At 41.2% G+C, this 15,203-nt stretch carries 12 protein-coding genes; 5 read left to right on the top strand and 7 right to left on the bottom strand.

Annotated features, from left to right (window positions below; genetic code table 11):
* Nucleotides 1-272 precede the first annotated feature (272 nt).
* Nucleotides 273-1,361 (top strand): patatin-like phospholipase family protein, encoded by a 1,089-nt coding sequence (locus BLT07_RS12290; protein ID WP_091869115.1) that lies wholly within the window; start codon nt 273-275, stop codon nt 1,359-1,361.
* 37 nt (nt 1,362-1,398) lie between these two features.
* The gene (locus BLT07_RS12285) at nt 1,399-2,652 is read left to right on the top strand and encodes a peptidoglycan-binding domain-containing protein (protein ID WP_091869113.1); all 1,254 of its coding nucleotides are present in this window, start codon (nt 1,399-1,401) and stop codon (nt 2,650-2,652) included.
* A 571-nt stretch (nt 2,653-3,223) separates the two neighbouring features.
* Here the strand turns inward: BLT07_RS12285 and BLT07_RS12280 are convergent.
* Nucleotides 3,224-3,688, bottom strand: a complete 465-nt coding sequence (locus BLT07_RS12280; protein WP_091869111.1) for a DUF4231 domain-containing protein — start codon at nt 3,686-3,688, stop codon at nt 3,224-3,226.
* A 714-nt stretch (nt 3,689-4,402) separates the two neighbouring features.
* Between BLT07_RS12280 and BLT07_RS12270 the strand changes: the two genes are divergently transcribed.
* From BLT07_RS12270 to BLT07_RS12260, 3 genes are all read left to right on the top strand, one after another.
* On the top strand, nt 4,403-5,821 hold the full coding sequence (locus BLT07_RS12270; RefSeq protein WP_091869107.1) for a toll/interleukin-1 receptor domain-containing protein: 1,419 nt from the start codon (nt 4,403-4,405) through the stop codon (nt 5,819-5,821).
* Between the two features lie 53 nt (nt 5,822-5,874).
* On the top strand, nt 5,875-9,633 hold the full coding sequence (locus BLT07_RS12265; RefSeq protein WP_091869105.1) for a PKD domain-containing protein: 3,759 nt from the start codon (nt 5,875-5,877) through the stop codon (nt 9,631-9,633).
* Nucleotides 9,634-9,999: 366 nt separating this feature from the next.
* On the top strand, nt 10,000-11,028 hold the full coding sequence (locus BLT07_RS12260) for an endonuclease/exonuclease/phosphatase family protein (protein WP_139205143.1): 1,029 nt from the start codon (nt 10,000-10,002) through the stop codon (nt 11,026-11,028).
* Nucleotides 11,029-11,031: 3 nt separating this feature from the next.
* Here BLT07_RS12260 and BLT07_RS12255 read toward each other — a convergent pair whose 3' ends face one another.
* From BLT07_RS12255 to moaC, 6 genes are all read right to left on the bottom strand, one after another.
* Complete coding sequence (locus BLT07_RS12255; protein ID WP_091869101.1) at nt 11,032-11,343, bottom strand: DUF6122 family protein; 312 nt, start codon at nt 11,341-11,343, stop codon at nt 11,032-11,034.
* The gene (locus BLT07_RS12250) at nt 11,336-11,968 is read right to left on the bottom strand and encodes a WbqC family protein (RefSeq protein WP_091869844.1); all 633 of its coding nucleotides are present in this window, start codon (nt 11,966-11,968) and stop codon (nt 11,336-11,338) included. Before BLT07_RS12250 ends, BLT07_RS12255 begins: the two co-directional genes overlap by 8 nt.
* A gap of 179 nt (nt 11,969-12,147) precedes the next feature.
* Nucleotides 12,148-12,921, bottom strand: a complete 774-nt coding sequence (locus tag BLT07_RS12245) for a sulfite exporter TauE/SafE family protein (RefSeq protein WP_091869099.1) — start codon at nt 12,919-12,921, stop codon at nt 12,148-12,150.
* Nucleotides 12,905-13,978, bottom strand: coding sequence for a HesA/MoeB/ThiF family protein (locus BLT07_RS12240; protein ID WP_091869097.1), 1,074 nt, complete (start codon nt 13,976-13,978; stop codon nt 12,905-12,907). Before BLT07_RS12240 ends, BLT07_RS12245 begins: the two co-directional genes overlap by 17 nt.
* A 112-nt stretch (nt 13,979-14,090) precedes the next feature.
* Nucleotides 14,091-14,687 carry a molybdenum cofactor guanylyltransferase gene (gene mobA, locus BLT07_RS12235; protein ID WP_091869095.1) on the bottom strand — a complete coding sequence of 199 codons (597 nt, stop codon included), beginning with the start codon at nt 14,685-14,687 and terminating at the stop codon, nt 14,091-14,093.
* Entirely contained in the window at nt 14,671-15,144 is a 474-nt protein-coding gene (gene moaC / locus BLT07_RS12230; RefSeq protein ID WP_091869093.1) for a cyclic pyranopterin monophosphate synthase MoaC, read from the bottom strand. The genes mobA and moaC overlap by 17 nt, the downstream gene beginning before the upstream one ends.
* Nucleotides 15,145-15,203: the final 59 nt, after the last annotated feature.

Raw genomic sequence — 15,203 nt, 5'->3', positions numbered from 1 at the left:
TCATCTTGTAGCCTAAACTATTCGGACACGATATCCCCATAAAAACAGAATAAACTTGGAGTCGATTGGAATGCCGAGTTTCTTTAATAGACCACATTATATTTATTTGTTTTTTAAACGGACTTTATCTATTAATTCTTAACTTACTCTCATAATTTTACCCTTCAATTTTTTCGGTTACTATTTTTTGTTGATGTATGTACAGACCCCCGATGTAGTACTTAGATGTAATCTATGGTCATCGGATAATTGTCGAACAAAGCATCAACCAAATGAAAACCGAACTACCGAAACGAATTCTCGCCCTTGACGGCGGGGGAATAAGGGGAGCCTTAACGCTCGGATTCCTAGAAAAAATCGAAACTATCCTTCGCGAGCGGGAAGGGAATCCCCATCTCCTTTTATGCGATTACTTTGACCTTATCGGCGGCACAAGTACCGGTGCCATCATTGCAGCAGGACTATCCATTGGAATGTCGGCCGGTGATATTAAAGAGCTCTACCTGAATATTGGCGATAAGATTTTTGGGGAAAAATACAGTTTCTTCAAACATCCCGTAAAGCGGATGAAAGCCGCATACAGTTTTGAACCCCTTGAGCGCGCCCTTGCCGAAGTATTCGGTAATATCACCATGGGCGGGGACGAAATCAAAACTGGACTTTGCGTGGTTACCAAACGGGCCGATACGCTGAGTACCTGGCCCATATTGAACCATCCTAAAGGCAAGTACTTCAAGTATAACAAGAATATGCTGCTGCGGCAGGTAGTCCGTGCCAGTGCCGCTGCCCCGAGCTATTTCATGGCGCAACAAATCGATGTGGGCGATAACCAGATCGCCACCTTTGTCGATGGAGGCGTAAGCCTAGCAAACAATCCGGGCCTACAATTGTTTCTGATCGCTACCTTAAAGGAGTTCCCCTATAGATGGCGACTGGGAGAAGATAATTTATCGCTTGTTTCCATCGGAACAGGAACTTATACCAAGCGTTATGATGCAAAAAAAATAGCCGGAAAAAACCTGTTGGGTTGGGCACAGATGATTCCCGAACTGTTTATGGAAGATGCCAATTATCTGAACCAAACCATTCTGCAATATCTTTCCAATTCGCCAACTGCCCGTAGGATAGATTCCGAGATATTAGATCTCAAAGATGACCTGCTCACCGAGAAACCGGCCCTTCATTATGTGCGCTATAATGTGTTGCTAGAGGAAAATGAACTGAACGGACTGGGATTGAACTTTAATCAAAAGCAATTGGAATCCCTAAGAAAGATGGACGAAGCAAAAAACAAGAATACCCTTTACGACATTGGATCTAGAGCAGCGGCCAGATTTATAAAGCCGGAACACATTATTTAAAGAAATAGCAACGGAATATTCACCTAAACAAACCATCATGAGTACATTGACACTTGGCAGCTTTGATGTCGGTAGAATTAAAACGGCAGAAGATAGAAAAGCCTATCTCAGGCAATACCATAAGGGAGGTATTGAAGACCTAACCGAGAAAATGGTATTTAACGATGACGACCTTAAAAAGAACCGTGAATTTACCGAATTGACGGGGAACGAGGTCACCCAATTACAGGAATTTCTTTTCCATAAGGGCTTTATGCCAAGAGGGGTCATTGACGGGGTGTTCGATTATGTAACCCAGGCCGCCGTGCGGCTGTTTCAAGAATATGTCCGTAGTGTAGAAGGATTAAAAATAGACGTCGACGGAATCGTAGGATCGGGAACCATGAAACATATGGAACGTTGGGGAGCCGATGCCGAAAAAGTTTCCGACTGGAAAAAATGGTCTTCGGATAACCCCACCCCTGAGTATACGCAATGGTTGGCTTTGCTGAACAAGGCCAAAAGCTACTATAAAGTGAATTCCAATCCTATTCTGGACCAAGTAAAACAATTTGGGAAAGATTCCGCCGGTGGTAAGGAAACGGACACCCGGAAGGTAGACGATTGGGATTTCGACCCCAAGCAGGTGCATCTGATCGGTATTCGTAGGGGGCAGAACCTTGGCAGTTCGGCCCGCGAAAGCGACGATCTGTTCGTATTGCTCATCAAGGGTATGGTCTTTAAGTTTTGGGGCTCTACCGACCCGAGTCAGGCAATGGCCTACAACGCAAAGAACAAAAAGGGACGTTTTGATGAGGCTTTTCTGGTAGAGGGACAGCACAAATACAAATTTGGATGGCACAATAGCGTTTATCGCGCGTTAAAGCCTTACGGGAAAGGAGTGCTGGTATTTCGCGATCGAAATGATGACAATGCACTTACCGAGGCGGATCTCGAGGTGGGCCTGGATCCTGAACCCAACCATACTATCAATATTCATTGGTCGGGAATAGGGAAGACCAATTTTTCCGCAGGCTGCCAGGTAATAGCTGGACAAAGCTATATCAACCATAAGGATGAGGGAGTGGACTGTGCCTCTTTTGCGGCCTATGGAGATGGGCAATTGGGCAACGGTAAATTTACCAAAGCTGCCTACAATGTTTTGGCCGATCTGATAGTCTCCTATTCCGAACCCGGCATTGATTGTATTTACTATACGCTAGGTAGGGAAAAGTCGCTCGATATTGATGCCAACTTCGGAAAAAAATACATCACCAACGCTTTTCTTAAGTTCAAGCCAAAACTACAGTGATCTGTAACTAACTGAAGAAAGACAGGAACTACACCGTGAATTCCCGATTCCATTTTCTGAAACAAGCTAAGGACAACACTAAAACAACCAATTTATAAAAAAGTATAGCCACTTGAACCAAAACCCGGTCTATTGGTGCTTTGGTCTTATCGTATCAATGTTCCTACTGGCTTCATCGGCCACCTCTGCACAATCGACCATTAGTAAATTGGAAGAAAACAGTGCAATAGGACTGAGGGTTCAAAAATATCTTTTAACCCTTAAAAGATTGTCGTAGACCCGATGGCGATAAAGGCAACCTATTTTTCGATTCGAAGCGTATCGGTATAGGCGAAGCCCTTACATCTAAGTACACGTGGGGCATAGTAGATTCCAAGATTTTTATTTTCATATCAAGCCGTACCGCAAATATATACCACTATCCACATTTTGGATATTACCGTTAATCTAAATTTTATGCACGCCGTGAAAAAAAACCATGGTCGATATAGACCGGAAAGGGGTGGGCAATCGGCAATCTTGACCTATTTCAAATGGCCGCCAAGTAGCGTTCTGTGGTTTATGGTTGGGTTTATTTTGGAATTACCGTCGTGTCTTCCGTTTCGGAACTCTCCTCCTTTTTATGGATAACCTGCGTCCACACGGCATTTTCGTTGTTCATAATATTTTCCATGGTACGCACAAATTCCGGAAAGGACGAGGCCTTACCCTGGTACGGTTGGGCGCCTGTCAAATACAGAAGTTTCTCTCTTTTTAATGATTCCCCGGCAATTCTATAGGTCATCCATTTTTCCTGAAATTTATACAGGGCCGAGATACCTGTAAAAGTTGCCGTCAGCACTCCCAATAAGGCTATAAGGTATTTGGCCCAAACAAGTGTTTCCGCATCCAGTCCGGCAAAAAATGGAATCAATGCCGCAAAGACAATGATTAGGGCATTGGACCATAAGTAATATTTTTTGTTAATGCCACTTTTTTTACCGTACCAAGCAATTTGATCGTCCACCCTGTCCTTCATATATTCTTCCTCTGTCATTTCCTTAATTTTTATTTGGATTTATATTTCAGGGGGGGGGGGTAACGTTAAGTTTTCAAGATAGGTAGAATTCTTGAATTGCTGCGTCTGATGGGCCGAATTTTATAGGCATATTTTTAAATAAAGGAAATAGATTATATAGGGAAGAAAAGATCAATCCTATAGGATGGCATTCCAAAGCGACCAAAATCCAAAATCTGCCCACGTCCGTCCAAAAGCTGGCCCATGACAAGCCGCCACTTAAAAATTTTGGCATTTTACCCGTAAAATATAAATTAAATAGTAATTTAGGGCGAGAAGTTAGAACGATATATAGCTGAAAAAATGCTTGTCAGCTGATTCGCTCACTGTTTAGAATTCAACAATTTCCTTTTAGTAGACTCCCCCCGCTCACTTTAGGTCTTAATTTTGGTATTGCTATTTCTTATTGCAAGAAAAGCAAAAGATCAAGGAACCATACATACAAATTTGTAATTACGAACCTTATTGATCCCCGCGGAGGTTTGACTCGGGGCCGATATCATAAATGGTCTAAGAAAACGTATGGGTCAGTGCGATAATATTGCCTTAAGGAATTGGCAAAAGCCAGGAAACAACATGAAGCAGGTACGGTATTCGTAGCGCCCTTCTTATTGAGAAAATGCCGATGGACGACGTTAGCCTATGCCACAATTATAGGCCTTAATACCAATTCTTGAAATAGAATAAAATACCATGAAGGAAGAAGAACTCTTAAATCTTATCGATAAAATCAATACTGAAAAATGTATTGTGATTCTAGGACCTCATTTGGCTACTAAAGATGAGGGTAGCATACTTACGGAATTAAATACTAAACTTTCCGATGTCGATAAGGTGACGTACTACAAAGATGAAGATGTATTGGGAATTGCGGCCAAAACAAGGAACAACTTTCTTCAGCCCAAGATAAATGCCTTTTTTGACGAGTATCAACCGAATGAAGTGTACGAACTACTTTCCGAAATTCCATTTTCCTTAGTGATCAACACTGCCCCAGATAAATTCCTCTTAAAGGCTATGAAAGACAAAGGGATATCGCCAAGTTATTCTTACTACCACAAGGGTCTGCCGGTTGAAAATTACGAGCACAATTTTGAAAAAGCGGAGGAATCAGAAGATAGGATAACAACACATATCTATAATATTTTTGGGGATTACAACTTTCACGGGTCATTAGTTCTGACTTTTAAGGATATGTATGAATATCTCTACAGTATTATGCAAAAAGATAATCTTGATGTCGAATTGAGAACGAAAATACATGATGCCGAGACCGTACTGTTCTTTGGTTGTAGTTTTGACAGATGGTATTTTCAGCTTTTTTTTCAACTTTTTTTACAGATAATGGATTTTGATGATGATAGTGATATCTTAAATTCCAATAATCTTGATCCAAAAAAATTAAATACCAAAAATTTTATTATGAATGAGTTTAGTATGGATTTTTTTGAGGATGATGCCTCAAAGGCAATCAAGGTATTGAACGAAGCCGTCAAAAGTGGTAAAATCTCTTGGGAAAAAGAAGACGCCTTTGATGGGCCGCCCCCAAAAGTATTCATTTCCTACAAATGGGGGGGTGAGAGTGAAAAATTGGCCAATGAATTGAAAGATACCTTAACAGAGAAAAAAATAGTGGTAAAAATTGATAAGGAAGAATTACCGTATAAAGGAAACATTGAAGAATTCGAAAAGCATATCGGGCAGGCGGATGGTATTTTAGTGGTGGTTAGTCATGCCTATTTGGAATCAGAACACTGTATGTACGAGCTTTCAGAAATATTCAATAATGGAAATTTTGTTGAACGGATATTTCCCCTTATTCTAAGTGATGCAAAAACTTTCAAATCCACTGATTTAGGCATATATAAGGATTTTTGGAATGAGAAAATAAAAGACATCGGCAAAGAAATTGCTAAGGACCCTGGTAAAGCGGGAACATTTATGGATGATATTAATAAATACAACCAGATTCTGAAAGATTTTGATGACATCACGGGCGTGCTAAAAAAATCAAATTTAGGTGATGTAGATGAACACCGTAAAACTAAATTCGATGTAATAAGTAAGCAGATAATAAAGTCGCATAGAGCCCTCCTAAGAATGGCTGAATAGCGATAAATCAATACCAAATAACAAACTAGCACCAAACACCAAACCAGCACCAAATGCAAAACCGCTCAAGATATCCCGGTACACGCCCTTTTAGGGAAGAGGACAGGCACTTGTTTTTTGGGAGGGACCATGATAAGAAAAAACTCAGCGATCTTATTGACCTTGAAAATCTAGTAGTGTTATTCGGTAAATCTGGCTATGGCAAATCTTCACTTTTAAATGCCGGGGTCATCCCATACCTAAGACATAACAAACATCATTTCCCTATCAAAATTCGCTTTATGCCCCCAGATGTGGACTCAAATGGGGCAGTGGCGAAACCACTTGAAATACTCGAAAATCATTTAGTGACCCAAATCGGAATTATTAAAAAAGATTTGGAGCGGCAAAATGGAAAATCCTGCTTTTTAACTGAAAAAATGGATGTCCCGAACCAATTGCCTAATAATCTCACGGCGACATTATGGTATTATATTAAGTTTATTCAATTAACCCAAGAAATTACAGAGGCGACGACCTTGGTTTTCTACCAGTTCGAGGAGCTTTTCAGATATTATGACGATGCAGAGGTAGATCGGTTTGGTCTTACTATGGCTGCATTGCTCCACTCTAATCCGCCTGATGAATTGCTGGGGCTGATAAGTCAGAACCTAAATTCATTTACCGAGGGAGAATTAGATCAATTGTACGAACCCCTCAACCTAAAAGTGGTTTTCTCGGTGGCTAGTGACCACCTTAGTTTGCTCGATAAGCTAAAACGTTCTTTACCGCAAATTTTCAAGTATTCGTATGAGTTAAAAGCCCTAACCGAATTACAGGCTCAAAAAGCCCTAGAGGAACCGGCCAAGAAAGACGGTAAATTTTCTTCTCCTAAATTTACATACACCGATGAAGCCATTAAAGAAATCCTCAGTTATTTAAAAGGTAAAAATAAAGAGGGAATCGAATTGGAGAATGAAGACATTGAGACCTTTCAGCTGCAATTGATAGGACAACATGCCGAAGAAAACATAGTCTCCAAAAAAAGAAATACCGAGTCTAATGCGAAACTGAAGGCCAAATTAGGTAAACAAAATGTTACTCAATATGCCAGCAAATTTGAGTACACACTTAAAGACCTCGGTGACCCATCGAATATATTAAAGAAGTTTTACAAAAAAGTCATAGACAATCTTGACTTATTTAAAAGAAAAAAAGCCAAGAATTTAATAGAAAAAGGCCTTATTATAAAAGGGAATCGCGTAGCGCTGTCCGGATCTCAGATTAAACGGCGCTATAACGTATATGAAGATACGTTAGGGAAACTAGAAGATGAACATTTGCTGCGATCAGAGTTCAAACTTAAAGAGGGTGTAAGTACTCAAAGCTTTGAAATTAGCCATTTTAATCTGGTAAAACCCATTCAAGACTCGGTCGAAAGGCGTAAACGAAAAAGGTTGTGGATACTGATTTTCATATTACTTTTTCTATTACTTATCACAGGATTACTTGGTTTGTGGGCATTTTTTAGAACTCCCCCTAGTTCCAACAATGATAACGGTTTTGATAAACTACGAGAAAAAGAAAATGTTGTTGTTAAGGAAGAAGAGGTGTCCAATGGTTTGATTATCAATGCTATAGGCACTGCTACGGTTTTACCCACAAGAGGCCCTGCCCCATTGGACGTGGATTTTATCTTTACTCGGGTCGATACCATCGGTGACGTCCATATCCTATCTTATTATTGGGATTTTTATAATGATAGTACCACGATTTCTAATAATAAAAGTTCTGTTCGGCATACGTATAAAACACCCGGAAAGTATACTGCTCGTCTCATTGTTACAACCAATGATAGTGTGCATCGCATACGGACGGAAGAGGTTAAAATAAAAGTTGATAGTGCGATATCGCCAATAGTAAAAGTAACTATTTCTGCATCGCCAGATTCTGGTAAGGCTCCTTTAAAAGTTAATTTCAAGGGAAGCCTTTCTTCTCCAAATAGTGCTCTAGTAGCTAACAGATATCTCTGGGAATTTAATGATGGAGATACCTCAACTGTGAAAAATCCGGTTCATACTTTTAGGAATAAGGGCATCTATAATGTGAGACTTACACTCTGGGACACCAGGAGAGATGTGTATTCCGATAATTTAATTATTAAAGTTGGGAAAGACCCTCCCTCAGGGATCGCGCCTATTGCTAAAATCAAGGTCTTGGGAATTTTGGGTATTGACGAGACTACCTTTAAAGTGGATTTTGATGGAAGTGGTTCGACAGATGATGTTGCTATTGTAAAATATCTTTGGGAATTTAATGATGGTGGAACCTCACCAAATGTGTCTCCATTCCACACCTTTGAGCCCAACCGAGATTACGATGTACGCCTGAAGGTTTGGGATTCTGATAGCCTAACGGGCGAGGTTAATGAGATAGTGAAAATCCCAGATTTACGTCGGCCTAAAGTTGTAATTACGCCTTCTGACACTATAGGAATAGCCCCATTCAAAGTTGATTTTGTGGCAAGTAATACATTTACTGAATATATATGGAATTTCCCGGATAGCACTAGTTCAACCTTAGCCAATACAACGCATGTCTTTGACAGTATAGGAACCTATAACGTTCGCCTAACCGTTATAGATAGTAATGGACGGGAAGCCACCGCTATTACAACCGTTACTGTAGCCCCTCAGCCCGTAATTTCGGTCTCTGATACTCTAGGGAGAATCCCATTTAAAGTTGATTTTGAGGTAAGCAATGCGATTCGACAGTATAAATGGATTTTCCCAGATGGCACTAGTTCAGACTTAGCTAGGCCCACGCATATCTTTGACAGTGTAGGAATCCATGACGTTCTTTTAACCGCTAAGAATCTACAGGGGTTAACAGTTAGGGATACCGTTCAAATAAGGGTTCTCCCTGACAAATCGCCAATAGCTACTATTAAGACCAAAGTAATTTCGAATGATTCTATGCCTTTAACGGTTGAATTTGACGGAACGGGCTCAACCGATGATGGCACCATAGTCAGTTACGATTGGAATTTTGGGGATGGCCATGTTTCCAAGGGCCCTATCCTATCACACACTTTTGATGCGGAAGGCATTTATAATGTAAAACTCACGGTTAAGGATGACATCAAGCAGTCAGATGACACCCTAACATCAATCAAAGTCAATTCTCCTCCACAAGGGCTTCCATGTGGTGGTTCTATGACTTGGATGGAAAGATTCATCTGCACCCAGAACAATAAATTGCCTTTAAAAAGGAACGGCAAAGACGGGTGGAAAAATTGGCGAATTCCCCCGGATTCCTTAAACCTTGTGGGAATTCTTATTCCTGATTCCATAAATGCGTCCAAATCAATCAAAGATTTGCAAGTTGCGCTACTGTTCTTTTTCGCGAAAGAAGTGTTAAACCAGGAAAGAAAAGTGTATAAGTTTCAAATTTGGCTGAATGCCAACCAATCACATACCATGTTGCAAACCCAACGGTTCAATATAAATAATCGAATCAAACAAAGTGATGAGATAAGTCAAGCCCAAAGTGATGCCATAATTCAAGCAAAAATCGATTCGGTATTTGAGTATGCGAATACCGTTCAGAAATATATCGGCCCTGGTAATTTGATTACAAAATATAAGGAAAGTACTAAAAAAGTTTTAGCCCGATTATTTGAGCAAAAAACAATTAAAAAAGAAGGTGATATACTTAAGAATAAAAGAATCAGTACATTTTATACTTTATTTGATTTTGCAGATTTCGGTACTGCCCCACAGGAAGAAATTAAAACATTTTTGAAGGAACTGGAACCGGAGGAAGATAAATAATAAATTCTTTTTCATTCACTATATTGTGGGAACAATAATATCGAACGCATAGACAATGCTTTTGAGAAATTTCCAAAGGACCATATCAGGCTTTTCATTACCAAGGGTTTCCTATTTTTTAAAAAGCGAAGAAGTGTAGCCTGCCCTATAACGATTACATTCAAGGAAGTGATGCGTTCATGCAATTTTGCGCCCTTTGCGGGCGTTTTATGTGGATAGGGAGAAGAAAGAAAAATGGGAATCTACCTTTCAATTGAAGTAACAAGATTGTCGATGACCTAAAAAATTCGTAAGTTAGTGCCTAGAAAAAGTGATTTTGGATTAGAAGGCAGGCGGACTTCTAATTTTTTTTCTAAATCCAATTATGTGAAGGGACTATCCGTTTTCAATAAAATCGTCTATGCGCTCAACCTTATCTTTGTCTCCCTTCTACTAATCGCCTGTGCAGTACCTTATCTGTCCGTTGATTTTCTTCCCTTTTTATCCTTTTTAAGTTTGGCCGTACCCGTTTTGGTTGCTATCAATTTCCTCTTTTTTTTGTATTGGGCCTTCCAAGGAAAACGACAAATGCTTCCATCGCTTTTCGTACTGGTTTTCGGTTATTTCGTGCTAGGGACTTTCGTAAAGTTCAATTTCTCCAAACAGGAATTCCTAAAGGATGACCTGAAAATAATGAGTTACAACATACGTAGTTTTAATGAATTCGGATGGGCGGAACGTAAAGAAGTATTTAATGCCATCAGAGATCTGGTAGAAGAAGAACAGCCAGATATTGTCTGTTTTCAGGAAGTTAGTATTGGCATGAAAAAACAATTTTTAGATTATCCGTATCATTATTTGAAGAAAATACCAACGGGCGACAAGGTGCATTTGGGCATCTTTTCAAAATATCCGATCGTCAATGCCGAGACACTGACCTTTCCCAACAGTATCAACAACGGTTCGTACGCCGATATTGCCTATCAAGGGGATACAGTGCGACTTTACAACGTCCACATGCAATCGCTGGGTATAACGCCAGGAACTGGGGTACTACGCTCCCGCTCTTCTAAATTTCTATATCGAAAGGTCGTTAACGCCTTTAAGCGACAGGAACAACAGGCCGAAATGATGGCGCGACATCGGAAAGCAAGTCCTTATAAAACCCTGCTTTGCGGGGACTTTAACAACACCCAGTTTTCGAAAGAGTACCATTTACTCAAGGGGGATATGCAGGATAGCTTTATCGAAGCGGGGGTTGGATATGGCCGAACCTTCAATTTTTTAAAAATACCATTGCGAATCGATTTTATCATGGCAGATAGTTCGTTCGAGGTCAAAGCACATAAAAACTACAATTTCAAGTATTCCGATCACTATCCGGTAATGGCGTCATTTCGGTTGAAGAAGTGGTAAATCCTAAGGCATTAAAAAACAATCCATAACATCCGCAAAAATATGGATGAGCAGGGCTAGGCCCAAGATCCATGTTTTCTTAAAAAATAGAAATCCGAAGTACACCGCTATCGCGCAATAGCTGTGTAAAGGATGAAACCCAATACTACAGCGCTCAGGATCAAAAATGGGATCTGCCAAAAGATGGTCTACATCTATTAGGATTCCTGCCAATAAAATGAGAGTTACTTTTAATCGGCGCTGCTTAAAAAAGAATAATCCAATGGCGATAGGCACTACGAAATGGATGCCGTAATGGACAATAAACCTAAACATTCAGGAAGTTTGTATTTTGATTCCGTAAGTATGCCAACGCATTCGTACCTTCATTAAACAACAGATCTAAAATACTGGTGTTTTCTACAAAGCCGTGCCGATCCCCAAACACCTGTACGTATTTTTCCTGCCGTATCTCAAGCTTCCGTTTTGAACTTACTAAAAAACGGGAATTTTTCACATCGCTGGGTTCCGGTCGATATTCAATGGTTTTCTGTTTCGGCATATGGATTTGGAGGCAATCGCAGACCGACTGAATGGTCTTTAAGTTGAAATCCAATAGCTTTTCAAAGGTGTGCTCGTACAAAGGAGCAATATCATCTTCGTAGAATTCGAAAAAAGGCGAAGTTCTATAGGCCGTCTGTAATGTGCGCCAGTGTTGTCGCTGCCAAGGGTAAGAATTGTCCACCAAGACCTCCTTATATTTCTGCCGACCTTGCTCCCCTCCCACATGTTGAACGGGAATGCTGAGCATAAGGCGTCCAAGATCCGTACAGATATAACAACGGTTTCGATAGGTCTGTTTTTGGTAATTGTCCTCGACCTCCCATTGGATATCGTTTTGGGCGATGACCGCAAAAGTAGCGATGTTGGGGAAATAGGTAGGATGCAAAAGGGTTTTCAAGGGATCGATAGATTTGTCATTTACAGGACAAAGGTAATGATTTGAGAAATTCAACCTCCAAGCATAAAAGGTTTAAGGCGCCTCCCTTTCCGTCTTAACACAATACTTTGAACAAGGCCTTTCGCTAAGATAACACCTTGAATTTTAGGATTCAAGATGTAACCAGTGCACACGTTTTCTCAAATCATCGGTAAATATTTGACCAAGATGCGTATTCCTACAACAAAAACCAACAACGCGGTCACCCTTTTTATACCGTTCGGCGTCAAGCGCTTTAAACTTATGCGGATGCCTATCTGTCCACCGATTAGCACCGATGTCGCCAAGGCCAAGGTTTCCTTCCAAGGAAGTTGCAGCATATCGCCCTGAACCAAGCCGGCAATCCCGGATAGGGAATTTACCAAGATAAAAAAACTGGCTAAAGCGGCTATTTTGATGGACGTGTTCCATCGCAGATGATTGAGTATGGGAGCCAAAAAAATACCTCCGCCAATACCTACCAGACCTGAAAGAAGGCCGATGCTACCGCCCAAAACATAGCTTAGATATTTAGGATATTTTTTTATGTGTTCGGAAGTAGGTTTTTTGGAAAATGTCTGCCAAGCCAAGAATAATGACGAGGTAACCAAGGAGCATCCCAAAAGAATAAAGAAAATATGTTCTTCCAAACGAAAGGACGCACCGATAAACGCCAAGGGAATACTTGCTATGACAAAGGGAAAAAAATCCCGTATTTTGGCGTGTCCATTTTTAAAATAGAGATAGGTGCTACCAGAGACGACAATCAGATTACAGATCAAGGCAATGGAGCGGATTGCGAAAAATCCACCTAAAAACAAGGCCAACAAGGCCAAATAGCTCGATCCGCCACCGAAGCCTACGGAAGAGTATAAGGTCGCGACTACGAAGAAACCCAAACACAATAAAATCAGGCTTTCAATTGGTAACCCCATGTTTTTTTATCTGATTCATTCCGCCGGAAAGATTGATGAAATGGGCATCGGGACGCGCATTGGAAAGCCGCTCTATAGCTTTTTTACTGCGTATGCCCGATTGGCACACGACATATATAAATTCATCAAAGTTAATTTCGTTCTGCCGGATATCCAACTCGGGCAAGGGAATATTCTTTGCGATTTTCAGATGATTTCGGTCAAACTCCTTAGGCGTTCGGACATCGATAAGTTGCAACTTTTCGAATTCCGTTAGACCCAGAAACGCTTCGGCATCCACTATGTTAAAAACGGAGGCGCATTCAAAATCATAGCAAGGGCGTAGCCCATGGAGTTCTCGATTTTCGGGCCTTGCCGAAAAGCTTATTTTTTGAAAGGTGTTCGAAAGTCCGTCGAACAGTAGGAGTTTTCCGGATAGCACCTCCCCCACTCCTGTTAGTACCTTCACGGTTTCAAGAGCCTGAAAATTTCCAATGATACCTGGGAGTATCCCCAACACGCCATTTTCGTTACAATCGGGGACCTCATCGGATTTGGGCATGTTCGGAAAAAGACAACGGTAGGTAGGGCCGTCATTATGGTTAAACACACTTACTTGTCCTTCAAATCCGTGCAAGGCACCGTATACAAATGATTTTTTTAAGATGACACAGGCATCATTAATCAAATATCTGGTGGGGAAGTTATCTGAAGCATCAACAACTAGGTCATAATCAGCTATGATATTGAGGGCATTTTCTTGAGTCAAAAATGTCTCGTGAGCAATAATGACCGTTTCAGAATTTTGGTTCCTCAACTTTGTAATGGCAACCCCAACTTTGGATTGGCCTACTTCTGCTTCGGAATACAGCACCTGACGGTGAAGGTTGGATATAGAGATCACATCGTTATCTACAATTCCCAAAGTGCCGATGCCCATCGCGTTCAGGTACGTCAGTACGGGAACACCCAGGCCTCCGGCACCGACAACAAGCACTTTTGCCTGATGCAGTTTCTTTTGCGCGTCAATACCGAAACCGGCTAATATAGTCTGTCTATCGTAGCGTTCGAAGTTCATACTTAATTTTTTCCGCTACCATGAGTTTGTAACTGGTAATCACAATAGTAAACACTATTTGAGAAACTTTGGGCCCGCCAATGGCAGACTGGTGGTAGCGTCCATTTTATAATCATTCAATGGTTAATCTTACAATTGCCTCCTTATATTCTTCCTCCGAATTAGCGTTCAACAAGACGTTCGCCTTACTGGGAATGACCAATTTCGTTTCGTTATTGATCAAGAATTTACGGGGACAGGTTCCGTTTCCGCTTTCCAAATAGGTTTTGGAACTTTCAAACGCGTGGGGCTCCCAAATGGCGCAAAGAGGCTCGGGCAGCGGGTCTTCTTTTTGGGCAAAAGTAGTTGCCATCACATTCGGGTCGCGGGCCGCTATCAGTTCCTGCAATGATGCCAAATCGAGCAATGGCAGATCACAGGCCAGCACCAGCCAAGCTACCTCGGGAAATGTATTGTGAGCGGAAAGCATCCCGTTGTAAGGTCCCTTAAAGGTATTGTCATCTACGATAGACTGCATGTCTTCAGGAAAATCCGATTTTTGATCGGGACGAATGCTAACGAAAGTTTCCTCGCACACACGACTCAACAAATGGTATAGATATTCCCGTTGGGGCATACCGTGATAGGGAATCATGCCCTTATCCTTTCCCATGCGGCTGCTTTTTCCTCCGGCGAGCACCAAACCGTATATTTTAGGACCTATAATCATGCTTTCCTCCTGTTTTTTGTTCCAATTGTATATCCGTAATACTAATATCGTGGGACAGGGCCTTGCACATATCGTAAATGGTCAATGCACTTACCGAAACTCCCGTTAATGCTTCCATCTCCACCCCGGTTTTTTCGTCACATTTAACGGTACAACGGATTTCCAAAATATTTTTCTTCGGATGGATATCGATCTGCACTTTCGACAAATTGATCTGATGGCAAAGCGGAATCAGCTCCGAAGTTCTTTTAACCGCTTGAATACCCGCAATCACCGCTGTTTGGATAATACTCCCCTTTTTACCCAAAAAATCCTGCGCAGCCAAGGTTTCGAATACATCCGAGGGAAATACGACCCGACCGGACGCCACTGCCGTGCGGGCAGTAACCCTTTTATCGGAAACATCGACCATTGTGGCGTTACCGGAATCGTCTAAATGGGAAAGCTTTTTGTCCATTATCCGTTCAATCTCATTTACTTGTTCTCAACATCTTCGAAAGGCGAATTCTTCTTGGC

Source organism: Pricia antarctica (assembly GCF_900101815.1).
GTDB classification, from domain to species: domain Bacteria; phylum Bacteroidota; class Bacteroidia; order Flavobacteriales; family Flavobacteriaceae; genus Pricia; species Pricia antarctica.
The sequence above is the reverse complement of the archived record's forward strand: the minus strand, read 5'-3'. Positions and strand labels throughout refer to the sequence as shown.